Genomic DNA, 22,859 nt, shown 5'->3' with positions numbered 1-22,859 from the left:
TCCGGCGGCGGCGCATGGCGTTTCGCCGCCGGAAACCCATATCCTGACCATGCTGGTACTTCCAAAGGGCGTCCGCCACATACCCGGCTGTCTGTCGCTGGATGAGCAGCGCGGACTGGTCGAGGACATTCGGGCGGTCGTCACGAAGGCGCCGCTGTTTACGCCGCGCATGCCGCGCACCGGCAAGGAAATGAGCGTTCGCATGACCAATTGCGGGTCGCTCGGCTGGGTCACCGACAAGGAGCGCGGCTATCGCTATCAGGCGACGCACCCGGTTTCCGGCGCACCCTGGCCGGATTTTCCGGCGTCCCTGATGAAACTCTGGGAAGACTATAGCGGCTATCCGCATCCGCCGGAGGCATGCCTCGTCAATTTCTACGAGGATACGGCGAAGATGGGTCTGCATCAGGACCGCGACGAGGAGGATTTCGACGCGCCGGTTCTCTCGGTCTCGCTCGGCGATACCTGCCTGTTCCGGATCGGCGAGACCACGCGATCCGGTCGGACCGTCTCTCTCAAGCTGGACAGCGGCGACGTCATCCTGCTCGGCGGACCGGGACGGCTCTGCTATCACGGCGTCGACCGGATCTATCCGGCGACCTCGGCGCTCCTGAAGAACGGCGGACGCATCAACCTGACGCTGCGCCGGGTGACGAAGCCCGCGTAATCGCGATCAGAGCTTCCTGAGCAGGACTTCCTCAACGAGGTGGTCGGACCCCTTCTTGAGGATCAGATCGGCGCGCGGGCGCGTCGGCTGGATGTTTTCCCTGAGGTTTTTCAGGTTGATATTGGTCCACAATCCCTCCGCGATACCGAGCGCGGAATCCTTCGACAGTTCCGAGTAGCGGTGAAAGAAACTCTTCGGATCGCGGAACGCCGTCTCGCGCAACCGCATGAAGCGGGTCACGTACCAGTCGTGGATCTGCTCCTCGTCGGCGTCGATATAGATCGAGAAATCGAAATAGTCCGACACGAAGGGCACCATCTTGCCGTCCTCCGGCAGGTCGCGAACCTGCAGAACGTTGATCCCTTCGAAGATCAGGATATCCGGCCGGTCGATGGTTATGTATTCGTCCGGCAGCACGTCATAGACGAGATGCGAATAAAGCGGCGCGCGCACAGAATGCTCGCCCGCCTTGATGGCCGACAGGAACCGCAGGACGGCGGGGACGTCGTAGCTCTCCGGAAAACCCTTTCGTTCCATCAGGCCCTGTTCGCGCAAAACGGCATTGGGCAGGAGAAACCCGTCCGTCGTCACGAGGTCGACCTTCGGGTTGGACGACCATCGCGCCAGCAGTTCCTTCAGGATACGCGCCGTGGTCGACTTGCCGACGGCGACCGATCCGGCGATGCCGATGATGAAGGGCGTCTTGATCGCCTCGTCGACATTGAGAAAGGTCTTGCGCTGCTCGAACAGGCTCTGCGACGCCTCGACATGGGAATAGAGCAGGCGCGACATCGACAGGTAAATGCGCCGGACCTCCTCGAGGTCGACCGGGTCGTTCAGCGAGCGCAGCCGCATGACCTCGTCCGATGTCAGGGTCAGGGGCGTATCGGCCCTGAATTCGGACCATCTGGCCGCCGAAAAGCGCCGATAGGGCGACAACTCGCTGCCCGACAACTGGTCGAGTGGATCGGTATGCACCGTGTGCCCGCTGCGCTTGACGGATTGGTCCATGAAGTTGCCTGTGATTACTCCCCGGGACGGGACGCCTTTTCCTCGATCCCGGTCCGGCCCGTGCGGCTTTCAAGTTCTGCCAGAACCTCGTCCAGCGCAACGCCGCGAATGTGGAGGACGACAAGGAGATGGTATAGCAGGTCGGCCGTTTCTCCCACAAGCTGTCCGCGATCCTGACCGATCGCCGCGATCACGGTCTCGACCGCTTCCTCGCCCAGCTTCTTGGACGCTTTCTCGATACCCTTGCCGACGAGTTTCGCCGTCCAGGAGCTTTCGTCTCCGGAGGCTGCGCGCGCGGCGACGATTGTCTCGAGGTCGGCAAGCGTGAAATCGGTCATTGTTTCTTTCCGTTCAGGCGTCGCGGCGCACGGCGATGCCGGCTTCGGCCATATGATCCTTGGCCTCACCGATCGTATAGGTTCCGAAATGGAAGATCGAGGCGGCAAGCACGGCAGTGGCGTGACCGTCGCGGATTCCCTCGACCAGGTGATCGAGCGTACCGACGCCGCCAGACGCGATCACAGGTACGCGCACCGCATCGGCAACGGCCCGCGTCAGCGGAATGTTGTAGCCGATCTTGGTGCCGTCGCGGTCCATCGAGGTCAGCAGGATCTCACCTGCGCCGAGCTCTGTCACCTTGCGCGCGAACTCCACCGCATCGATACCGGTCGGGACGCGGCCGCCATGGGTGAAGATTTCCCAGCGCGGCTCGGCGTCCCCCTCATCGACCGCCTTGGCGTCGATGGCGACGACGATGCACTGGTTGCCGAACTTGTCGGCGGCTTCGGCGACCAGTTCCGGCCGTTTCACGGCAGCCGTGTTGATGGAGACCTTGTCAGCGCCGGCAAGCAGCAGCTTGCGTACATCCTCGACCGCGCGCACCCCGCCACCAACAGTCAGCGGCATGAAGCACTGTTCGGCGGTGCGGGCGACGACGTCATAGATCGTCTCGCGATCATCGGAAGAGGCCGTAATGTCGAGGAAGCAGAGTTCATCGGCACCGGCGGCGTCATAAGCCTTTGCCGCCTCGACCGGATCACCGGCATCGACCAGATCGACGAAATTCACGCCCTTGACCACTCGGCCACCGGCGACGTCGAGGCAGGGGATGACGCGGGCTTTCAGGGTCATTTTCCCCTCCCTTCGCCGCGCAGAACCGCCAAAGCTTGTTCCGGGTCGATCCGACCGTCATAGAGCGCGCGGCCGGATATCGCGCCTTCCAGCTTGACCGCATCCGGCATCGTCATGCGGACGACATCCGCAATCGACGCCAATCCGCCAGACGCAATGACGGGGATCGAGACGGCATCGGCCAGATCGATGGTCGATTCCCAGTTGATGCCCGTCAGGATGCCGTCACGGTCGATATCGGTGTAGATGATCGCGGCGACGCCGGCGCCCTCGAATTTCTTCGCCAGCTCGATGACGCCGAGTTCGGAGGCTTCGGCCCAGCCTTCGACGGCAACCTTGCCGCCCTTGGCGTCGATGCCGACCGCGATCTTGCCGGGAAACTGCCTGCAAGCCTCTATGACGAGATCCGGATCGCGCACGGCGATTGTGCCGAGAATGACGCGGGCCAAGCCCTTTTCCAGCCAGTTCTCGATGTGCTCGAGCGTGCGAATGCCACCGCCGAGCTGCACAGGATTGGTCGTTGCAGCCAAGATTGCCTCGACCGCCGCGCCATTGACCGACTGGCCCTCGAAAGCGCCGTTCAGATCGACGACGTGCAGCCACTCGAAGCCCTGGTCCTCGAAGGCTTTCGCCTGCGCGGCGGGGTCCGGGTTGTAGACGGTCGCCTGGCCCATGTCGCCCTTGACGAGGCGCACGCACTGGCCGTCCTTCAGGTCGATGGCGGGAAAGAGGATCTTGGTCATCGGCGTTTCGGCAAGAATTTTTCCATCAATGCGACAAGTTCAGCGGGAATGGTTTCGCCGGGTTTGTGCTTGAACTCTTTAACATCAAACCCACCATCCCTCAGATCGTAAAACTCATAGGAATCCGCAAATATTTCGATTTGAAATCCCGGGTCCCAATCGACTTGGAGCGTGGGCCAATATCCGCGCCCAATCTCAACAGGCTCTGCCAACGGCAAATCCGCAACCTCAAACAGCTCCTTCGCGTTTTCAATTGCGGCGGGATCTATTTCGCCAGTTTCTTCGCGGATGGCCTTTGAAATACTGTCCAATATGCCGACCATTCACGGTGTCCATTTCAGGAAGTTGCCGATCAGGGCGAGACCCAGCGTCTGGCTCTTTTCGGGGTGGAACTGGGTGCCGAACATGTTGTCGCGCGCGACGGCGGCAGTGACAGGCCCGCCATAGTCGGTGCGGGCGACCACCTCCGCCTCGTTCTCGGCGGCGAGGTGATAGGAATGGACGAAATAGGCATGCAGGCCATCTTCTCCGGTCCTGATGCCGTCGAACAGCGGATGCGGGCGCACCAGCTCCAGCGTGTTCCAGCCGATCTGCGGAATCTTCAGGTCCGGATCGGACGGCGTCATCTCGACAACATCGCCGGCTATCCATCCCAACCCCTGCGTGACTGTCTTTTCCAGCCCACGCGACGACATGAGCTGCATGCCGACGCAGATGCCGAAGAAAGGGCGGGCTTTTTCGAGGACCGCCTCGTTCAGCGCATCCACCATGCCGGGCACCGCATCCAGGCCGGCGCGGCAATCGGCATAGGCGCCGACGCCCGGCAGGACGATCCGGTCCGCGGAGGCGACACGGGCAGCGTCCGAGGTCAGCTCGATCTCGGCGGAAACGCCCGCCTCGCGCGCCGAGCGTTCGAAGGATTTCACCGCCGAGCGAAGATTGCCCGAGCCATAATCGATTATCGCAACACGCATGGCGCTCATCGTCCCGTATCGTCGTAGCCGAACAGCATGTCGGACTGTGGCGGCAATGGCGGCGGAAGCACGCCGGATCTCATGACCGCCGGCCGGGGGCGGTCGACCGATTTCGGTGCGCCGCGACCGGCAAACCAGCGAATTTCCGCGTCGTCGAGATTCGACGCGATCACTGCGCCGACCTCGCTATAGCCGAGCCGCCGGAAACGCGCGAGCCGCCATGCCGGCCCTTCCAGCGCGACATAGACGCTGACGACCAGACCGGCAAAAAACATGGCCGCGCCGGGCGCGATATATTCGCCCGCCATGCCGATCCCGGCGGAGACGAGCAGCAACATCAGGGCAGCGAACCAGAGGCGGTGCCAGACCAGCCAGACAAGCGGAACGATCAGCGCGGGAAAAGAGAATTCATCACGCACGAAAGTCGTGTCCGGGCGCGACGGTGCCCCGGAGCGACGCTGCATGACAACATAGCTCGCCATGATATCGGCCTATCCGTTCAACGTGCCCTTGGTGGACGGGATCGCATCCGCCTGGCGCGGATCGATCTCGACGGCCGCGCGCAGCACCCGCGCCACGGCCTTGAAGCAGGTCTCGGCGATGTGGTGGCTGTTGGCGCCGTAGAAATTCTCGACATGCAATGTGATCCCCGCATTCTGGGCGAATGCCTGGAAGAATTCGCGCACCAGTTCGGTGTCGAACGTGCCGATCTTCTGGGTCGGAAAGTCGACCCTGAACACCAGGAAGGGCCGACCCGACACGTCGATGGCGGCGCGCGTCAGTGCTTCGTCCATGGCAAGATCGAGGCTTGCATAGCGCGTCACGCCGCGCCGGTCGCCAAGCGCCTTCGCCAGAGCCTGTCCGAGCGCGATGCCGGTATCCTCAACGGTGTGGTGGTCGTCGATGTGCAGATCGCCCTCGGCATTGACCGTCATGTCGATCAGCGAATGGCGCGCGAGCTGGTCCAGCATGTGGTCGAAAAAACCGATGCCGGTCTTCATCTCATGCTTGCCAGTTCCGTCCAGATCGACTGCAACGGAAATGGCGGTCTCGTTTGTCTTGCGGCTGATTTCAGCCGTGCGCGCGGTCATGGCGAATGCCCCTTTTTCTCGGCGACTGCGCCTCATAACAAGGGTTCGGAGCAAATGCCAGCGTATCGCCAGCGCGTTTGCATTTGCCGACGGCCCGCTTACATAGCGGGGACGAAACAGGGCCGTCGCGCCCATGCCAGTTTATTATCGCGTTTCCGAACGGCGAGCCGGATTTCGCTTCGCCCGGAAACGCCCTGCAAAGGACGAACCATGAGCAAGGACGAGAATCCCTACGGCACGATGCATGCCACGACCATCGTCACCGTGCGCAAGGGCGACAAGGTGATCATCGCCGGCGACGGGCAGGTCAGCCTTGGTCAGACGGTGATGAAGGGCAATGCCCGCAAGGTCCGCCGCATCGGCAAGGACGGCGAAGTGATCACCGGTTTCGCAGGCGCGACCGCCGACGCTTTCACCCTGCTCGACCGGCTGGAGAAAAAGCTGGAGCAGTATCCCGGCCAGCTGATGCGCGCCGCGGTCGAGCTCGCCAAGGACTGGCGAACCGATAAATATCTGCGCAATCTCGAGGCAATGATGCTGGTCGCCGACAAGTCGGTATCGCTTTGTGTCACCGGAAACGGCGACGTGCTGGAACCCGAGGAAGGCGTGATGGCGATTGGCTCCGGTGGCAATTACGCGCTTGCCGCGGCCCGCGCGCTGATCGACACGGACATGGATGCCGAAGCCATCGCCCGACGCGCCATGCAGATTGCCGGAGAGATCTGCGTTTACACGAACGGCAACGTGATCGTTGAAAGCCTGGATGCCGACTGACACGCCATTGATCGCATTCGCGGCGATGACGCCCGCCGACTATCCGATGCTGCAGCGTTGGCTGGAAAACCCGCCCATGAACGAATGGTGGGGCGATCCGGACAAGGAAATGGCCGGAATACGCGACAAGGTGGAAGGGCGCGACAAGACGCGGCCCTTCATCTTTTTCCATGAGGGCGAACCGGCAGGCTATATCCAGTATTGGTCCGTCGGCAACGAGGTCGACAGCGGTCATGGCGCCGAAGCGCCGTGGCTGCTCGAGTTGCCGAGAACGGCGGTCGGCGTGGATTTGTCACTCGGCCGGCCGGAGCTTCTCGGCAGGGGCATCGGCACCGCAGTGTTGCGCGCCTTCCTCGCCCGGCTTTTCGCCGAAGGGCACGAAACCGTCGTGATCGATCCTGATGAAGCCAATTCGCGCGCGATCCGCGCCTATGAGAAAGTCGGGTTTCGCGAGTATGGCCGCTTTCCACACGGATCAGGTGTAACAGTGCTGATGACAATCACCACGGAACGCTTCGCGGAGATAGAGGGATGATTTCCCAGAACACGCTGTCACACGCCGTGGAGCACGGCATCATTACCGCGGACCAGCGCGACAGGCTCGTTGCGCTGGCGACCGAACCGATCGATCGGGGCAGTGACGATACGATAACCAATGACGAGCCGATGCGGCTTGTCGGAGGCGGAAACGATCTCTTCGTGACGATCGGCATCCTGCTGCTGTTCGCCGGCGGGTTGTTCGCGCTGCAATCGGTCTCGCAGTTTTCCACCCCGGTGATCGCGGCCATTCTCGGCGTTTTCGCGTGGCTGGTCGCCGAATTCGTCACCCGCCAGCGGAGGATGCGTCTGTCGAGCACGGTTCTGGGGCTCGGCTTTATCGCCGCGATACTTTTTCTACTCGGCAACTATCTGGAGACCCGTTTTGGTCTGGCAGGTGTCGAAAACCCGTTGCAACTGGCCGGCCTGCGTCCGCAGGCCGAGTTGGTCGCGGCCATCCTGTTCGGCGGCACCGCGATTGCTGCGATCATCTATTTCGCCCGTTTCCGGGTGCCGATCATGGCTGCGGTCCTGGCGTTGTCCTTCACCGGCGCGGCCTTTTTCCTGACGACGCTTTATTTCTACGACGGCGTGGTCGATGGCCAAATGCTGCTTCCGACCATGGAGCAGATCCCCGACGTTCTGGCGAGAGCGCTCTATGTCCCGCTCATCTGCGGGTTCCTCGTGTTCGGGGTCGGGCTGGCGCTCGATCTGCACGACCGCGAACGCTTCACGATATGGTCTGACTGCGCCTTCTGGCTGCATGTCATCTCGGCGCCGCTTCTCGTCCATCCCCTCTTCATCCTGGCGACGGGCCAGGATGTCGTCTTCGGCGAGATCGAGCCGGGGGCATCGGCATCGATCATGCTCGGCGTGCTGATCGCGGCATTCGTCTATGTGGCGCTCGCCATCGACCGGCGGTCGCTGCTGATCCCAACGCTTGCCTATTTCGGATCGCTCGGAATTTACTATCTCGTGAACAGCGCTGCGAACACGACGGGAATCCCGCCATTCGCCCTGATTTTGCTGGTGATCGGCGCGCTGATCATCCTCTTCGGCGCGGGCTGGCAGCGCATCCGGCGCTTGATTGTCGGGTCGACGCTACCCACATCGCTGCTTTCGAAACTGCCTCCCATCAAATCGTGAGTGCCCATGTCTGAATTCTCTCCGCGGGAAACCGTTTCCGAACTCGACCGCTTCATCATCGGCCAGCAGGACGCCAAGCGCGCGGTCGCGATCGCGCTGCGCAACCGCTGGCGGCGGCAGCGTCTCGAAGGCACGCTGCGCGACGAGGTCATGCCGAAGAACATCCTGATGATCGGGCCGACCGGTGTGGGCAAGACCGAGATCTCGCGCCGCCTCGCGAAGCTGGCGGGCGCACCCTTCGTCAAGGTCGAGGCGACCAAGTTCACGGAAGTCGGCTATGTTGGCCGCGACGTCGAGCAGATCATCCGCGATCTCGTCGAGGCCGGCATCACGCTGGTGCGCGAGAGAAAGCGCGAGGAGGTCAAGGCCAAGGCGCATGTCAATGCCGAACAGCGCGTGCTCGACGCGCTCGTCGGACCGACCGCGAGCCCGGCGACCAAGGAAAGCTTCCGCAAGAAACTGCGCGACGGGCTGCTCGACGACAAGGAAATCGAGGTCGAGGTCGCCGACACGGCTTCGGGCGGAATGCCGGGCTTCGAAATCCCGGGCATGCCCGGCGGCAATATCAGCATGATCAATCTCAACGACATGCTGGGCAAGGCGTTCGGCGGCGCGAAGACGAAAACGATCAAAACGACCGTGCGCGAGTCGCACGACATGCTGGTAGCCGACGAATCCGACAAACTGCTCGACCAGGAGCAGATTACCCAGGAAGCGCTGCGCTCGGCGGAGAATGACGGCATCGTCTTTCTCGATGAGATCGACAAGATCGCCGCGTCGGAAGGCCGGTATGGCGCAGGCGTTAGCCGCGAAGGCGTCCAGCGCGACTTGCTGCCGCTTGTCGAGGGCACGACCGTCGCCACGAAATACGGTCCGGTGAAAACCGACCACATCCTGTTCATCGCGTCGGGCGCCTTCCACGTCTCGAAGCCCTCGGACCTGCTTCCGGAACTGCAGGGCCGTCTTCCGATCCGCGTCGAATTGAGGGCGCTGGAGCGCGACGACTTCCGCCGTATCCTGACAGAAACCGAGGCCAGCCTCATCAAGCAGTATGTCGCTCTGATGAAGACCGAGGACGTCACCATCACCTTCACGGACGATGCGATCGATGCGCTGGCGGACATTGCCGTCGACCTGAATTCGACGATCGAGAATATCGGCGCGCGCCGGCTCCAGACGGTCATGGAGCGCGTGCTCGACGAGATTTCCTACGAGGCGCCGGACAAGTCGGGCGAGGAATTCACCATCGACGGCGACTATGTCCGCAAGCAGATCGGTGACCTGGCGCGCAATGCGGATCTGTCGCGCTACATACTGTGACCGAACGGCCATAGGCGGATTTTCGTTGCGGCAGGCTCTCGACTCCTGCCGGCGCATTTCATACTAGCAAATGAGGGGCGCGCTGGCGGAAAACCAAATGATGTCGTCATTCCGATCATTAACGGCAGGTATGTTCGTGGCCCTGACGCTGGCCGCGACACCGGCCGGTGCCGTAACGAAGGTCGAGCCCGGCAATCGCAATTCGGAACAGCCGTCGATCCCCGGAGCGTCGAAAAACCGGACCAAGGCGCTCAAGACCACCTTCGACAGGAAATACGAGAAGGTCCTCGGCCTGCTGCGTCGCGACCGCCGGCTGATAGCGCGGATCAAGGACTCCGCCGAAGACTTCGGCATCGATCCAATTCACATGATCGGAGCCATCGTCGGCGAGCACACCTACAATGTGGACGCCTATGACCGCGCCCAGACCTACTACATCAAGGCGATTTCCTACCTGAAGGGTTCGATCGACTTCCAGTATGACGGCGAGGATATCGACGATTTCATCGCCAGGCCGCAATTCGACAAATGCAATGAGCTGTCCGGCAGCAAAGCGATCTGGACCTGCCGCGAGGATGTCTGGAACGCCAAGTTCCGGGGCAAGAAGGTCGACGGCAAGGCGTTTCCGAACGACCGGTTCAGCGCCGTCTTCTTCCAGCCGTTCTATGCCGGACAGACATTCGGTCTCGGCCAGCTCAACCCCCTGACCGCCCTGATGATGACCGACCGCGTCAATGCGGTGACAGGCGCGCGCAAGCTTTCACACACCGACGGCAAGGACGTCTACAAGGCGATCATGGACCCGAAAGAGACCGTGCCCTACATCGCCGCCACGCTGGCGAGCGCGATCGACGATTATCGCGAGATCGCGGATTTCGACATCTCCGCCAATCCGGGCCTCACCGCGACGCTTTACAATACCGGCGACGCCGCCGGCCGGGCACGCGAGCTTGCGCGGCGCAACAAGCGCTCGGGCAAGACGGTCTATCCGGAAGAAAACTACTATGGCTGGATGATCAACGACCGCGAAGACGAATTGCGGGCGCTGCTGGACAACTGATACCGGCGTTCAGGACATCCGGTCCGGGCGATTGAGCAACACCTTGATGCGATGCATCAGGTGGTCGAGGTCTTCCGGACGCAAATCTCCGATCGACTGTTTCAGAAGATTGGCGAGTTCGGTCGCCATCGGATTGAGTCCTGACGTATCGATCGTGACCTTCGGGTGCGACTGCAGCGCAAGCCGCTGCAATTCGTCCGCTTCGTCCCAGATGATATTGAGACAGGCGATGATCCGCTGGAGCAACACCCACGAGGGGACGCCGCGATGGCCGTGCTCGAGCGCCGACAGATAGGCCGCCGATACGCCGACCTTCTCGGCCATCTCCTTCTGACTGATGCCTTTTTCGGCACGAAGCTGGCGCAGGCGTTCCCCGAACGGCGTCATCGGCGCATACTCCCGTCCGGCCGCGACAGCCGCCGAAGCCGGACATAGATCGCCCCTTCGCCACCATGATGCCGACTGGCGGAGGAGTATCCACTCACCAGTTCCGAAAAACGCGGGCCATTGAGCCAGACAGGCACCATTCGTTTCAAAACTCCCTCACTGCCCGGAGACCGACCCTTGCCGGTAACGACGAGAACGTGGCGGTCGCCCCGCGACCTGGCGCTGGCGAGAAAGGCATAGAGCCGGTCATGTGCCTGGTCTTGTGTCATGGCATGAAGGTCGACACGGGAATCGATGGAAATACGGCCCTTGGCGATTTTGCGGGTGGTTGGTCGATCGATCAGCGGTTCGGGTTTTCGCGATCTCGGCGCCGGCGGCCGGTGATCATGCTGGATCGGCGATCGAATATCGGCGGCGCGTCTCTTTTCAGGCTTCGGCGATTGGTCCCCGCCGGACAGCGCCTCGCGGAATTCCCGTGCCATTTCGTCCTGATTGAATTCGGGACGAACAACAGCCCGGTCCCGCAGCGGCGTCACCGTCCGCTCCACGCGGTGCCAGAGTATGGTCTCCTCGTCGCTCAGTTTGCGTCGCGTCTTGCCGTCCTTCATGGCGCGACCACCCTGCCGGGCTCGATCGCAGCGGATTTCGGAACCAGCAGGAAAAAGTCGGCAGGCGACCGAACCGCGCTCGCGCGATGACCCGCTTCCTCCCCGGAGCCCATGAAGAGATCGCCACGCGCCGGACCGACGATTGCGCTGCCGGTGTCCTGCGCGATCATCAACTTGGCCCAGGCTTCGCCATTGACCGCATCCGCCGAAACGAAAACCGGCGTAGAGAATGTGTGAATCAGGCGGTCTACGGCAAGCGACCGGCCGGCCGTCAGCGGGACCTTGGCGGCGGCAACCGGACCGGCATCGGCGTCTGCGACCCGGGCCTCGCGGAAAAAGATAAAGGAGCGGTTCTCCTGCATCAGCGCGCGCGCCCGATCCGGATGCGCGGCGAGCCAGGAACGGATCGCCGCCATTGAAACCGCATCCGGCGCGATCTCGCCGCGCTCGACGAGTCGTTTGCCGATTGAGGTAAAGGCGTGGCCGGTCTTGCCGTCATAGGTGATGCGCATGACGGAACCGTCGGCGAATTTCAACCGTGCCGCACCCTGTATGTGCGCAAAGAAAGCGTCGGCGGGATCCTCGACCCAGGCAATTTCCAGGCCCTGATGGTCCAGAAAGCCTTCCTCGATCCGCTTTCGGTCCGGATAGGCTTCGAGTGTCCCGTCAGGCATGAGACGGGCAAAACGAATATCGGGATCCCAGTCGGAGGGCCGGTTTTCCGGCGTTACCGCAACAAGATCGGACGGCCGCCGGTAAAACGGCGTTGCAAACCGCTCCGTCCGGTCGCTGGAGGCATCGATTTCAGGTTCGTAGAACGCGGTTACGAAGCCGCGCCCGCCATCATCGTCGGCAAGTGCGTAGCAGTCGAAATTGTCCTCGAAGAAACCGCGAGGATTTTCCCTGGCGGATTTTTCGCCGGCGGCTTCGCAAAGCGCGTGAAGGCTTTCCGGTGCCACGCCGATCGATCCTCGCCGGTACGTCTCGTCCGCGGGTCGGCCGGCATGGCGGGCAAACGCCGCAAATGCCTGCGAAACATCGTCCTCGCCCCATCCCGGCACGCCGGAAAAGGAAATGGGGCGAAGTGTCCACACGACGCGGTGATGTCAGTCTTCGGATTCGGTGGCGACCAGCCGCCAGTTCGGATCGCGGTCGCGGGTATCTCGCGCGAAGGTCCACACGTCCTTGACCTCCACGACCGCGTCCGGATCGCCGTCGATCACGTTGCCGTCCTTGTCACGGGTCGCCGAGATGAGCTGGCTAACCACGCGAATGGTGACCAGCGCGTCGTCGTCGCGCATCTCCGCCGCGATGATGTCCGCATTGTCGATGCCGATAAAGCTCGACTGTACGGTTTCCCCCTTGGCCTCGCGCTCATCGAGGGCGGCGGCGAATCCATCATAGACTTCGTTCGACAGGAGATTTTTCAGTGTCTTGCGATCGGCGTCGGCGAACGACATGACGATCATCTCGTAGGCCATCTTGGCCCCGGACAGGAAGCTGGCCGGCTCGAAATCAGCCGAACGGTCCTTGATGGCGCGCATGCCTGTATTGAGATCCGTTCCCGGCTTGGCGACACGATCGATGTCGCGATACGGATCGGCGCGCATTTCGCCGCGTCCGGGAAGAGTGATGACATTGTCCGACTCCCCGTCTGCTTCCGCATCCTGCTCGGTCGGCGCTTCGCGCTTGCTCGAATAGGGATCGAAAGGCCGGCGCTCGTGTCCGGTGCGTTTGCCGAGCACATTGCGCAGCTGCAGGAACACGAAAACCGCCGCTACGACGAATATCAATGTGACGAGGTTGGAGCCTTCCATCAAATGTCCCGCATTAAGAGAAATCCACTGCTCCCCATATAACCATGAATGGCGAGCATTCAAATCGCGTCGCGAATAACTACATTGAGACTACAAAGCTTAACGAAGAAGGCGGTTTGATGCCCTTTTCCCTGATTCCGTTCGCACTGCTGATCATCCCGCTGCTCGAAATCGGCGTGTTCATTGCCGTCGGCTCGCAAATCGGCGTGTTCCCGACACTCGGCATGGTCGTACTGACCGCGATCATCGGCTCCATCCTGTTGCGGGTTCAGGGCTTCGGCCTGATGACGCGGATGCGCACCGAACTCGACCAGGGACGGATGCCCGGCCGCGATCTCGTCCATGGCGTCACGATCCTCGTCGCGGGCATTCTGCTACTCACGCCGGGATTCGTTACCGACACGCTCGGTTTTCTCCTGTTCGTTCCGCCGGTGCGCGACGCCGTGTGGCGTTTCGCGCGCTCTCGCGTTCATGTCGTATCGGCTGGCGGAACCCGTTACGAGACGCGCCCCGGCTATGACGCCAATACGATCGACCTTTCGGAAGACGAGTATTCCGGCGAAGGCAGTGACGACAGTCCATGGTCGAAGGACCGATAGGCGCGGACACCCTGTCCTTGCCAGCCTGCAAGGGCCGTGCTAGCCAGCCGCGACTCCAATCCGCGCGAGTAAAACCGCGCTCTCATTATTCAGACAAGAGGCTTTCCACATGGCAGAAGACGGCAAGAACGGCGGTGAAAACCAGCCCGCGGGTGCAGCAACCAGCAATGGAAACGGCGCGGCTCCTCAGCTCTCCGTGCTGACCCAGTATGTCAAGGACCTGTCTTTCGAAAGCCCCGGCGCGCCGCTGTCACTGCGTCCACGCGAGAAGTCGCCGGCGATCAATATCAATGTCAACGTGCAGGCCAATCCGCTCGCCGACACCGATTACGATGTCAGCCTGACCCTGACCGCCAAGGCCGAGGACGGGGATAACGTCCTGTTCAACGTCGAACTGGTTTATGGCGGCGTTTTCCGCGTGGCCAATTTCCCGCAGGAGCACGTCCTTCCGGTGCTGTTCGTCGAATGCCCGCGGCTTCTCTTCCCCTTCGCGCGCCAGATCATCGCCGAGTGCACCCGCAATGGCGGCTTCCCGCCGCTGATGATCGATCCGGTCGATTTCGCTCAGATGTTCCAGCGCCGCATGGCCGAAGAACAGAGCAAGCAGAAAGCCCAGGCCTGATCGGCTTCGGCTCAATCGGATTTGTCAGAAGGGCGGCTTTGCCGCCCTTTTCATTTTCCGACGTTCCAGATCGCGCTTTCGCCGAGCCGGGCCACCATCTCGGCATGGGCAGCGACTTCCTGTTCACTCAGGCGTGACGGAAGCGGTTCCGGCCTCGGGCGCAGTTTCACCCCGCCTGCGGAACCGCCATCGGTTTCCTGCGCCGTTTGATCGGCCGATTCCTCGACTTCCAGGCCAAGCTTGGCCTGCTTGCCGCCGACCAGTTCGATATAGACTTCCGCCAGCAATTCGCTGTCGAGCAGGGCGCCATGCTTCTCGCGCATCGAGTTGTCGATGCGATATCGCTTGCAGAGCGCATCGAGCGAATTGGGGCCCATCGGATGTTTGCGACGGGCGAGGTGCAAGCTGTCGACGACGCGGTCCGGGTCGACCGGGCCAAAACCGAGCCTGGCATACTCCGCGTTGAAAAAGCCCACATCGAAGCTCGCATTGTGCGCGATCAGGGTCGCGCCCTCGGTGAAGTCGAGCCAACCTTGAAGGACTTCGGCGAATTTCGGCTTGTCGGCGAGCTGTTCGTTGGAAATCCCGTGAACGGCCAGCGCCTCCGGATGGACCTCCCGCCCGTCCGGGTTCACGAAGACATGGAACGTCCGTCCGGTCAGAAACCGGTTTTCCAGTTCCACCGCGCCGATCTCGATGATCCGGTCGTTTTTTGCGTCGAGGCCGGTGGTCTCGGTATCGAATATGATTTCCCGCATGTCGTCATCCCTGCTCGATGCCATATCATGGGCGTCGTCACGGAAGCCCTCAATGGGGCGAAGCCGTCATCCAACGCTTAGTCGGCTTCGGTGCGCCGTTTTTCGTGGCCGTCGGCGGACAGTACGGAGACAAGGTCGCGCACTTTGGCGCGGGCACAGTCCATGCCAAGCGACGTGTCGATGATGAAGTCGGCGCGGCGTCTCTTTTCCGCATCGGGTGTCTGGCGCGCGAGCAGGGCCTCGAACCGTTCTTCCGTCATGCCAGGCCGGCTCATCACGCGTTCGCGCTGCACCTGAGCCGGCGCGGTAACCGTGACGATCCGGTCGACACGGCTGTCGCCACCGGTTTCGAACAACAGCGGAATGTCCAGGATAACGAAGGGCCGGTTTTCGGCGCGCGCCTTGTCGAGGAATTCGATTTCCGCTTCGCGGACCAATGGATGGACGATGGCTTCGAGCCTTGCCATCGCATCCGGATTGCCGACGACGTGCTTGCCGAGCTCCGACCGATCGACGACGCCGTCCTTCACCGTTCCGGGAAACGCTTTCTCGATCAGAGGCGCGGCCTTGCCTGAATAGAGCGCATGAACGGTTGCATCCGCGTCATGGACGGGCACGCCTTCGTCGGCGAACATTTTTGCCGTGGTCGATTTTCCCATGCCAATCGAACCGGTCAATCCGACGACGATCATCCCTGAGCAGCCTTGTCGAGATCCGCTATCACGAGATCGCGCAGCGCGTCATCCACATCCGGCCAGGTTCCGAACCAGTGTTCGAAACCGGGCGCCGCCTGGTGAAGCAGCATGCCGAGTCCATCTGCGGTGCGCAGACCCGTGCGCGCCGCCATTTCGAGGAAGGGCGTTTGCAGCGGCACATAGACGATGTCGGTCGCCATGGCGAAAGTCCGCGCCCGCGTAATGTCGAGCGGCAGCGGCGGCTGGCCCTCCATCCCCAGCGAAGTCGTGTTGACGATGAGATCGGCCTCAGCGAGCCGGTTGTCCGCTTCGTCCCAGCCATGCGCCGAAACAGCTTCTCCAAACCGGGCGGCGAGTTGTTCTGCGCGCGGGACAGTCCGGTTGACGACGTCGATCCGCTTATAACCCGCTTCGATCAACGCATGCAGGACCGCGCGGCTCGCGCCGCCGGCGCCCAGCACCAAAGCCGACGAGCCGTCACGCCAACCGGCGAGGCTCTGATCGAGATTGGCCGCGAAGCCATAGGCGTCGGTATTGCCGCCGACCAGCTCCTCACCGTCCATCCACAGCGTGTTGACCGCGCCGATGGCCTCGGCAGCGGCATCGCGCCGATCGACAAATTCGAAAGCGCGCTCCTTGTGAGGGATCGTGACATTTCCACCGGTCCATCGCCCTGCGCGGATGTCGATGAGAAGCGCAGCGAAATCCTCCGGCGCGACATCCACGGCGCTATAGACGCCGTCGATCCCGTAGCGCATCAGCCAGCTTCCGTGAATCAGCGGCGAGCGCGAGTGACCGACCGGATGCCCGGCCACGAAGGCACGAGGCGCGTTAGCCATCGATTTCCCCCAACTCGCGCAGTTTTGCGAGAAGCGGAAGAAGCGGCAGACCGATGATCGTGAAGTAGTCGCCCTCGATCCGCTCGAACAGCTGGATGCCCTCGCCCTCATACTGGTAGCAGCCGACGCTGGACAGGGCGCTGTCGCCGACGGATGCGAGGTAGCGTCCGATAAAGTCCGGCGCGAACGGGCGCATCGTCATATGTGCGACCGATACATGCCGCCAAATCGTTTCACCGTCGCGCGCAAGCGCGAGCGCGCTCCACAATTGATGGGTCTTGCCGGAAAAGCGCAGGAGGTTGCGACGTGCTTCTTCCATGTCCGCCGGTTTGTGAAACAGCTCACCTTCCAGCGACAGGGTCTGATCGCCACCGAGGACAAGCGCGCCGGCATTGCGCTCGGAAACATCCAGTGCCTTGGCTTCCGCGAGAATGGCAGCGACATCTTCGGGCGTCGCATCGGCCTCCAGCAGCGGAGCCTCGACCGCGCGCTCATCGATGTTCGACCCCTCCGCCCTGAACCCGATGCCGGCATTCATCAGGATCGCGGCACGAAACGGGCTGGTGGACGCTAGAACGATGGACATCTCATCTCTTTCTGTTGGGCAGGCGGTTAGACGCTTGAACCGGTTTTTGCAAGTTGGTCCGCCGCGACCTCACACGGGAGAGACTGTGGACAATTCGCGCTCCGACATGACCGGACCGTCCCGCTCGAAACGAAAGTGATGCTCATGCACAATTCACAACCGTCAGACGGCATTCTGTCCACTGTGGGGAATTGTGTGGATGATACGTCCTTGCCACGAATTGCAGAAACTATCCACAGCCAGCTTCGGACAATACAACCTAACTATTTGAATTTACATTGGAAATTTATCCACATTGATTCACAGGCAGATATGGCCTTGTTTCCCGCGGCCGAATTGTCGCGGCGGTCGATCCCGACTTCTGCATAAGTGGCGATACCTGCTATTCACAGACTCATAGAATCATCAATCAGCTTCGCTGACATATTTTATGGAAAAGAAAGTAAGCGAGGAAACGGGGATAATGGCTGTCGAGCGGAAGATCATGAAGGTCCTGAACGGAGAGACGCTCAGTCCTCCGCCTGTTTGGATCATGCGACAAGCCGGTCGTTATCTGCCGGAGTACAGGGAAACGAGAGCGACCGCGAAAGGCTTCCTGGATCTCTGTTACACGCCGGATCTGGCCGTGGAAGTGACCCTGCAGCCGATACGGCGTTATGCCTTTGACGCATCGATCCTGTTTTCGGACATTCTGGTTCTCCCCGATGCGTTGAAACGCAATGTTCGTTTCGTGCAGGGCGAAGGACCGCAGATGGATCCGATCGATGCGGAGGGTATCGCGAAACTCGATCCATCGGGCATGCATGATCATCTGGCGCCGATTTATGAAACGGTGAAGCGCTTGCGGCAGGAATTGCCGGAGGAAACGACGCTTCTGGGGTTCTGTGGTGCGCCCTGGACCGTCGCTACCTACATGATCGCGGGGCACGGGACACCGGACCAGGCGCCGGCGCGTCTCTTCGGTTATCGCGACCGGGCTTCGATGATGCGATTGCTCGACCTTCTTGCGGATATGTCTGCGGACTATCTTTTGCAGCAATTCGAGAATGGCGCGGATGCCGTCCAGGTTTTCGATAGCTGGGCCGGCGTCCTCGACGAGGATTGTTTCGATGCTTTCTGCGTCCAGCCGATGAAGCGGATTGTCGGGAAGGTGCGTGCGGTAAGGCCGGACGCGAAGATCATCGGATTTCCGAAGGGCGCCGGAAGCCTTTATCGGGGCTATCGGGAAAAAACCGGTGTTGATGCGCTGGGTCTGGACTGGACCGTGCCTTTCTCGTTTGCGGCGGAGCTTCAGAAAGAAGGTCCGATTCAGGGCAATCTTGATCCGCTGCGGCTTGTGGCGGGCCGGGACGCGATCCGTGAGGGTGTGGACCGTATTCTCGATGCACTTGGCAATGGACCGTTGATTTTCAATCTCGGTCATGGGGTGACGCCGCAAGCGGACCCGGATGATGTTGGCTATCTGGTCGATCGCGTACGGGGCAACGCATGAGCGAGATTTCCGCGCAGAGCGGCCGCAAAGCGGCGAAACGCGCGGTCATCGCGCTGGTTGTTTTCGGCCTGCTCGCGGCACTGATCTTCTGGCTGGATCCGGACGGGCTCTATCTCTGGATCAAGGCACTCCATGTCATCGCGATCATCGCCTGGATGGCCGGCATGCTCTATTTGCCCCGGCTTTTCGTCTATCACGCGGATACAAAACCGGGCTCGCAGCAGAGCGAAACCTTCAAGGTTATGGAAGGCCGGCTGTTACGGGTGATCATGAATCCGGCGATGGTCATCGCCTGGGCCGTGGGATTGTGGCTGGCTTGGTCCGGTGGCTTTCTGATGGATGGGTGGTTCCATGCCAAACTGGCCTGCGTTCTCGCATTGTCGGCCGTGCACGGCGTCTTCTCGCGTGCGGTGCGGCTCTTCGCCGAGGATCGCAACGATCGGAAACCGCGCTACTGGCGCATGATGAACGAAGCCCCGACGCTGCTGATGATCGCCATCGTCGTGCTCGTTATCGTCAAACCCTTCGCCTGACTGCTTCGTCAAAAGTGACTTGAAGTCGAATTGGCTACGGCTTATGTGAAGGTAAACGCGCCCCGGGATTCCCCTCCCCTTTCTACGGGCCGACTTCCCTTCTTCCATTTTTCTTCCAAGAACAAAGCACGTTTTCATGCAACAAATGAAACTACAGGACCTCCAGAACAAGTCCGCCACGGATCTCGTCGAATTCGCCGAGAGCCTCGAGGTCGAGAATGCCAGCACGATGCGCAAACAGGAATTGATGTTTGCGATCCTGAAGAAACTGGCTGCGGACGATGTCGAAATCATCGGCGACGGTGTCGTCGAAATCCTGCAGGACGGTTTCGGCTTCCTGCGTTCGGCCAGCGCGAACTACTTGCCGGGCCCGGACGATATCTACATCTCGCCATCGCAGATCCGCCGCTTCTCGCTGAAGACCGGCGATACGGTTCAGGGTCCGATCCGGGGTCCGAAGGAAGGCGAACGCTATTTCGCGCTTCTCAAGGTCAACACGATCAATTTCGAAGACCCGGAAAAGATCCGTCACAAGAGCCATTTCGACAATCTGACGCCGCTCTATCCGGACGAGCGGTTCAACATGGAAATCGATGGTGCGCCGACGAAGGACAATTCGGCGCGCGTCATCGATCTGGTGGCGCCGCTCGGCAAGGGCCAGCGTGGCCTGATCGTGGCGCCGCCGCGAACCGGTAAGACCGTTCTGCTCCAGAACATCGCCCATTCGATCACGGCCAACCATCCGGAATGCTACCTGATCGTGCTTCTGATCGACGAGCGCCCGGAAGAAGTGACCGACATGCAGCGTTCGGTGAAGGGAGAGGTCGTATCCTCCACCTTCGACGAGCCAGCATCACGTCACGTCCAGGTCGCGGAAATGGTCATCGAAAAGGCCAAGCGCCTGGTCGAGCATGGCCGCGACGTTGTCATCCTGCTTGATTCGATCACCCGTCTCGGTCGCGCCTACAACACGGTTGTGCCCTCTTCGGGCAAGGTGCTGACCGGCGGTGTCGACGCCAACGCCCTGCAGCGTCCGAAGCGTTTCTTCGGTGCGGCGCGTAATATCGAGGAAGGCGGGTCGCTAACGATCATCGCGACGGCGCTCATCGATACCGGCAGCCGCATGGACGAAGTGATCTTCGAGGAGTTCAAGGGTACGGGTAACTCGGAAATCGTCCTCGACCGCAAGGTTGCCGACAAGCGCACCTTCCCGGCGATCGACGTGCTCAAGTCGGGTACCCGCAAGGAAGACCTGCTTATTCCGCGTCAGGATCTGCAGAAGATCTTCGTTCTGCGCCGCATCCTCGCGCCGATGGGCACGACGGACGCGATCGAGTTCCTCATCGACAAGCTCAAGCAGACCAAGAACAACGCAGAGTTCTTCGATTCGATGAACGCCTGATTGGATTATCCGGCTCGTTAGCCGGATTCATAACCCGCTTTTCAGAAGCCTTTCGAGTTCGCCGTCGGTCTTGACCGGCGGCGAACATTTCATTTCAGCGCAGAGATAAGCGCCTTTGTCCTGAAATTTCGGGTTGTCGGTAACTGCAGCAAGGAACACATCCAATCGGCGCGGGTCGGGGTGGCGCGTCGTCCAGGACCATAGAGGGTCGGTCTCGGCGCTGTCTCCGACGACGACCAGCTTGCGCGAGGCGTGCACAGTGTCCGCCGCGTTGAGAAAGCCTGCCTGGCCGAACCGGCTTTGCATGATGCGTCCCGCGGCCTGTGCCATCAATTTGTCGGTCAAACCGGTCAGTTGGATGTCGTCTGTGGCAAGCGCCAATCGTGAAAGCGCTTCCAAAATTTGTGCCGTCGCCGATGGATTGGCTTCATCGAGATCGTTCCAGGTCAGCATGGGGGTATCGGAGCGGTTCTGCTCCTGCATCCAGAATCCACGACTCGATTCGAAATCGAAATGATTCTGCTTCAGCAAATCGGCCAGCTTCAGCGCCTTTTCCGGAAATTCCGTGTCAGATGTCGTTTCATACAAAGCGAGAGCTGCGCTGATCATGGCGGCATAGTCGGTCGCGAAACCGAACCCGCTCGCTTTCTCCCCATCAAAGACATGGGAAAGCCGGGTGTCGGACAACATCCTTTCCATCAGTTTTCTAAAATGCCCGGTCGCTAGTGCGGTCCAGGATCCGGATCCGAAATAACGTGCCGCTTCGGCGATGGCCCGGATTGCGTAACCGTTCCAGTCCGCCAGTATTTTCCCGTCCTGCCCGGGTGGAATGCGACCGACGCGGTGGGCCAGCAGGGCTTCACGGCTTTTCGAATGACGATTGATTACTTTCGCCGCTTCGTCCGGATCGGCGCGGAGGGTCGAGAGGTTGAGGATATTGGTTCCTTCCCAGTTACCGCGCCGCGTGACGTCGTAATCCGACGCAAAAGCCTCGGTTGAGCCGGCGAGGATCTCCTCGATCTGGGGCAGAGACCATACATAGTACTTGCCCTCCTCGCCCTCGGAGTCGGCATCGAGGCTGGCGGCAAATCCGCCGCCGGGCATGGTCATTTCCCGTTGCAGCCAGCCAATGGTTTCCTCGATTCGCAGCCGGAACAAATCGGACTGCGTCTGCGAATGCGCCCAGATACAGTGGCGGATGAAATGTGTATTGTCGTAGAGCATCTTCTCGAAATGCGGCACGAGCCATTGGCCGTCGACGGAATAGCGCGCGAGCCCGCCACCGAGGTGGTCGTAGATCCCGCCGAGTGCGATGGCGGTAACCGTCTCGATGAACCGGTCCCGAGCGTCTTCGTCGCCGTCGCGCAACCACCCGCGCCAAAGGGTTTCGAGAAATGGCGCGTTCGGAAATTTCGGCGCGCCATTCAGGCCGCCGTGATCAGGATCGTACAGCGTCGCGACACGTTTGGAGAAGCTGCGGATCGTTTCCGGGGTCAATGTCGCAGGCGTTGCCGCGCCGGCGAGCTGGTTTTGCAAATGCGCCTGCAGGCGATCGGCATTTGCGTCTATGTCGTCGCGGCGTTGGCGCCAAGCAGTTTCGACCTGGACAAGAACGTCTACGAAGCCGGGCCGTCCGTAGCTGTCTTGTTTCGGGAAATAGGTGCCGCCCCAGAAAGGTTTTCCGTCCGGTGTCAGCACCATGGTGAGCGGCCATCCGCCCTGTTCTCCCATGGCGGTCAGGGCGGCCATGTAGAGCTGGTCGATATCCGGCCGCTCTTCGCGATCGACCTTGATGTTGACATAGAGGCTGTTCATCAGCTTCGCGACGTCGGTATCTTCGAAGCTCTCATGCGCCATGACGTGGCACCAGTGACAGGCGGCGTAGCCGATGGATAGAAGGATCGGCCGGTCGAGGTTTTTTGCCGCTGTGAGCGCGGCATCGTCCCAGGGCTGCCAGTGGACAGGGTTGTCCTTGTGTTGCAGTAGATACGGGCTGGCGGCGTCCGCGAGCCTGTTGTGCAGGGCATCCGTCAATTCAGCTTCCTTTGTCGCGTCGGGCCTTTAAGG

At 61.2% G+C, this 22,859-nt stretch carries 28 protein-coding genes; 11 read left to right on the top strand and 17 right to left on the bottom strand.

Annotated elements, in window-relative coordinates:
- Positions 1-49: 49 nt before the first annotated feature.
- Positions 50-667 (top strand): alpha-ketoglutarate-dependent dioxygenase AlkB family protein, encoded by a 618-nt coding sequence (locus LC343_RS13405; protein WP_223477642.1) that lies wholly within the window; start codon positions 50-52, stop codon positions 665-667.
- A gap of 6 nt (positions 668-673) precedes the next feature.
- Here the strand turns inward: LC343_RS13405 and coaA are convergent, their stop codons facing one another.
- The 8 genes from coaA to hisB are packed head-to-tail and all read right to left on the bottom strand — an operon-like array spanning position 674 to position 5,617.
- The gene (gene coaA, locus LC343_RS13400; protein WP_223477641.1) at positions 674-1,678 is read right to left on the bottom strand and encodes a type I pantothenate kinase; all 1,005 of its coding nucleotides are present in this window, start codon (positions 1,676-1,678) and stop codon (positions 674-676) included.
- Between the two features lie 14 nt (positions 1,679-1,692).
- Positions 1,693-2,016, bottom strand: a complete 324-nt coding sequence (locus tag LC343_RS13395; RefSeq protein ID WP_223477640.1) for a phosphoribosyl-ATP diphosphatase — start codon at positions 2,014-2,016, stop codon at positions 1,693-1,695.
- Between the two features lie 13 nt (positions 2,017-2,029).
- Positions 2,030-2,809 carry an imidazole glycerol phosphate synthase subunit HisF gene (gene hisF, locus LC343_RS13390; RefSeq protein ID WP_223477639.1) on the bottom strand — a complete coding sequence of 260 codons (780 nt, stop codon included), beginning with the start codon at positions 2,807-2,809 and terminating at the stop codon, positions 2,030-2,032.
- The gene (gene hisA, locus LC343_RS13385) at positions 2,806-3,552 is read right to left on the bottom strand and encodes a 1-(5-phosphoribosyl)-5-[(5-phosphoribosylamino)methylideneamino]imidazole-4-carboxamide isomerase (RefSeq protein WP_223477638.1); all 747 of its coding nucleotides are present in this window, start codon (positions 3,550-3,552) and stop codon (positions 2,806-2,808) included. Before hisA ends, hisF begins: the two co-directional genes overlap by 4 nt.
- Entirely contained in the window at positions 3,549-3,875 is a 327-nt protein-coding gene (locus tag LC343_RS13380; RefSeq protein WP_223477637.1) for a hypothetical protein, read from the bottom strand. The genes hisA and LC343_RS13380 overlap by 4 nt, the downstream gene beginning before the upstream one ends.
- Positions 3,876-4,526, bottom strand: coding sequence for an imidazole glycerol phosphate synthase subunit HisH (gene hisH / locus LC343_RS13375; RefSeq protein WP_223477636.1), 651 nt, complete (start codon positions 4,524-4,526; stop codon positions 3,876-3,878). It lies immediately after the preceding gene.
- A 5-nt stretch (positions 4,527-4,531) separates the two neighbouring features.
- The gene (locus LC343_RS13370; protein ID WP_223477635.1) at positions 4,532-5,008 is read right to left on the bottom strand and encodes a DUF2628 domain-containing protein; all 477 of its coding nucleotides are present in this window, start codon (positions 5,006-5,008) and stop codon (positions 4,532-4,534) included.
- A gap of 9 nt (positions 5,009-5,017) precedes the next feature.
- Positions 5,018-5,617, bottom strand: coding sequence for an imidazoleglycerol-phosphate dehydratase HisB (gene hisB / locus LC343_RS13365; protein ID WP_223477634.1), 600 nt, complete (start codon positions 5,615-5,617; stop codon positions 5,018-5,020).
- Positions 5,618-5,827: 210 nt separating this feature from the next.
- Between hisB and hslV the strand changes: the two genes are divergently transcribed.
- The 5 genes from hslV (at position 5,828) to LC343_RS13340 (ending at position 10,454) form a co-directional block, all read left to right on the top strand.
- Positions 5,828-6,391 (top strand): ATP-dependent protease subunit HslV, encoded by a 564-nt coding sequence (hslV, locus tag LC343_RS13360; RefSeq protein WP_274384775.1) that lies wholly within the window; start codon positions 5,828-5,830, stop codon positions 6,389-6,391.
- Positions 6,381-6,926: a GNAT family N-acetyltransferase gene (locus LC343_RS13355; RefSeq protein ID WP_223477633.1), complete on the top strand. Its 546-nt coding sequence runs from the start codon at positions 6,381-6,383 to the stop codon at positions 6,924-6,926. Before hslV ends, LC343_RS13355 begins: the two co-directional genes overlap by 11 nt.
- A complete protein-coding gene (locus LC343_RS13350; protein ID WP_223477632.1) occupies positions 6,923-8,074 on the top strand; it encodes a hypothetical protein in 1,152 nt (383 codons plus the stop codon). Before LC343_RS13355 ends, LC343_RS13350 begins: the two co-directional genes overlap by 4 nt.
- 6 nt (positions 8,075-8,080) lie before the next feature.
- Positions 8,081-9,394: an ATP-dependent protease ATPase subunit HslU gene (hslU, locus tag LC343_RS13345; protein ID WP_223477631.1), complete on the top strand. Its 1,314-nt coding sequence runs from the start codon at positions 8,081-8,083 to the stop codon at positions 9,392-9,394.
- A 70-nt stretch (positions 9,395-9,464) separates the two neighbouring features.
- Entirely contained in the window at positions 9,465-10,454 is a 990-nt protein-coding gene (locus LC343_RS13340; RefSeq protein ID WP_428982552.1) for a DUF1402 family protein, read from the top strand.
- 9 nt (positions 10,455-10,463) lie between these two features.
- Here the strand turns inward: LC343_RS13340 and LC343_RS13335 are convergent, their stop codons facing one another.
- Genes LC343_RS13335 through LC343_RS13320 form a run of 4 tightly spaced genes read right to left on the bottom strand, consistent with a single transcriptional unit; the run spans position 10,464 to position 13,266 of the window.
- Positions 10,464-10,841, bottom strand: coding sequence for a helix-turn-helix domain-containing protein (locus LC343_RS13335; protein WP_223477630.1), 378 nt, complete (start codon positions 10,839-10,841; stop codon positions 10,464-10,466).
- Entirely contained in the window at positions 10,838-11,449 is a 612-nt protein-coding gene (locus LC343_RS13330; RefSeq protein WP_223477629.1) for a Smr/MutS family protein, read from the bottom strand. The genes LC343_RS13335 and LC343_RS13330 overlap by 4 nt, the downstream gene beginning before the upstream one ends.
- Positions 11,446-12,543, bottom strand: a complete 1,098-nt coding sequence (gene mltA, locus LC343_RS13325; RefSeq protein WP_223477628.1) for a murein transglycosylase A — start codon at positions 12,541-12,543, stop codon at positions 11,446-11,448. Before mltA ends, LC343_RS13330 begins: the two co-directional genes overlap by 4 nt.
- A 12-nt stretch (positions 12,544-12,555) precedes the next feature.
- On the bottom strand, positions 12,556-13,266 hold the full coding sequence (locus LC343_RS13320; protein ID WP_223477627.1) for a Tim44/TimA family putative adaptor protein: 711 nt from the start codon (positions 13,264-13,266) through the stop codon (positions 12,556-12,558).
- 119 nt (positions 13,267-13,385) lie between these two features.
- On the opposite strand from LC343_RS13320, the gene LC343_RS13315 reads away from it, so the two are divergent.
- Both LC343_RS13315 and secB read left to right on the top strand, forming a co-directional pair.
- The gene (locus LC343_RS13315) at positions 13,386-13,865 is read left to right on the top strand and encodes an FxsA family protein (RefSeq protein WP_223477626.1); all 480 of its coding nucleotides are present in this window, start codon (positions 13,386-13,388) and stop codon (positions 13,863-13,865) included.
- A gap of 109 nt (positions 13,866-13,974) precedes the next feature.
- Positions 13,975-14,487 carry a protein-export chaperone SecB gene (gene secB / locus LC343_RS13310; protein ID WP_223477625.1) on the top strand — a complete coding sequence of 171 codons (513 nt, stop codon included), beginning with the start codon at positions 13,975-13,977 and terminating at the stop codon, positions 14,485-14,487.
- Positions 14,488-14,537: 50 nt separating this feature from the next.
- Here secB and dnaQ read toward each other — a convergent pair whose 3' ends face one another.
- From dnaQ to LC343_RS13290, 4 genes are all read right to left on the bottom strand, one after another.
- Positions 14,538-15,245: a DNA polymerase III subunit epsilon gene (gene dnaQ / locus LC343_RS13305; RefSeq protein ID WP_223477624.1), complete on the bottom strand. Its 708-nt coding sequence runs from the start codon at positions 15,243-15,245 to the stop codon at positions 14,538-14,540.
- A gap of 77 nt (positions 15,246-15,322) precedes the next feature.
- Positions 15,323-15,937, bottom strand: coding sequence for a dephospho-CoA kinase (gene coaE, locus LC343_RS13300; protein ID WP_223477623.1), 615 nt, complete (start codon positions 15,935-15,937; stop codon positions 15,323-15,325).
- Entirely contained in the window at positions 15,934-16,779 is an 846-nt protein-coding gene (locus LC343_RS13295; protein ID WP_223477622.1) for a shikimate dehydrogenase, read from the bottom strand. The genes coaE and LC343_RS13295 overlap by 4 nt, the downstream gene beginning before the upstream one ends.
- Complete coding sequence (locus LC343_RS13290) at positions 16,772-17,365, bottom strand: Maf-like protein (protein ID WP_223477621.1); 594 nt, start codon at positions 17,363-17,365, stop codon at positions 16,772-16,774. The genes LC343_RS13295 and LC343_RS13290 overlap by 8 nt, the downstream gene beginning before the upstream one ends.
- A 463-nt stretch (positions 17,366-17,828) precedes the next feature.
- Here LC343_RS13290 and hemE point away from each other — a divergent pair, with 463 nt between their 5' ends.
- The 3 genes from hemE (at position 17,829) to rho (ending at position 20,792) form a co-directional block, all read left to right on the top strand.
- Positions 17,829-18,857, top strand: a complete 1,029-nt coding sequence (gene hemE / locus LC343_RS13285; RefSeq protein WP_223477620.1) for a uroporphyrinogen decarboxylase — start codon at positions 17,829-17,831, stop codon at positions 18,855-18,857.
- Positions 18,854-19,390, top strand: coding sequence for a protoporphyrinogen oxidase HemJ (gene hemJ / locus LC343_RS13280; protein ID WP_223477619.1), 537 nt, complete (start codon positions 18,854-18,856; stop codon positions 19,388-19,390). Before hemE ends, hemJ begins: the two co-directional genes overlap by 4 nt.
- Before the next feature lie 136 nt (positions 19,391-19,526).
- Positions 19,527-20,792, top strand: a complete 1,266-nt coding sequence (gene rho / locus LC343_RS13275; RefSeq protein WP_223477618.1) for a transcription termination factor Rho — start codon at positions 19,527-19,529, stop codon at positions 20,790-20,792.
- Between the two features lie 27 nt (positions 20,793-20,819).
- Here rho and LC343_RS13270 read toward each other — a convergent pair whose 3' ends face one another.
- A complete protein-coding gene (locus tag LC343_RS13270; RefSeq protein WP_223477617.1) occupies positions 20,820-22,826 on the bottom strand; it encodes a thioredoxin domain-containing protein in 2,007 nt (668 codons plus the stop codon).
- Positions 22,827-22,859 lie beyond the last annotated feature (33 nt).

Source organism: Oricola indica, from assembly GCF_019966595.1.
In the GTDB taxonomy this organism is placed as follows: domain Bacteria; phylum Pseudomonadota; class Alphaproteobacteria; order Rhizobiales; family Rhizobiaceae; genus Oricola; species Oricola indica.
The sequence above is the reverse complement of the archived record's forward strand: the minus strand, read 5'-3'. Positions and strand labels throughout refer to the sequence as shown.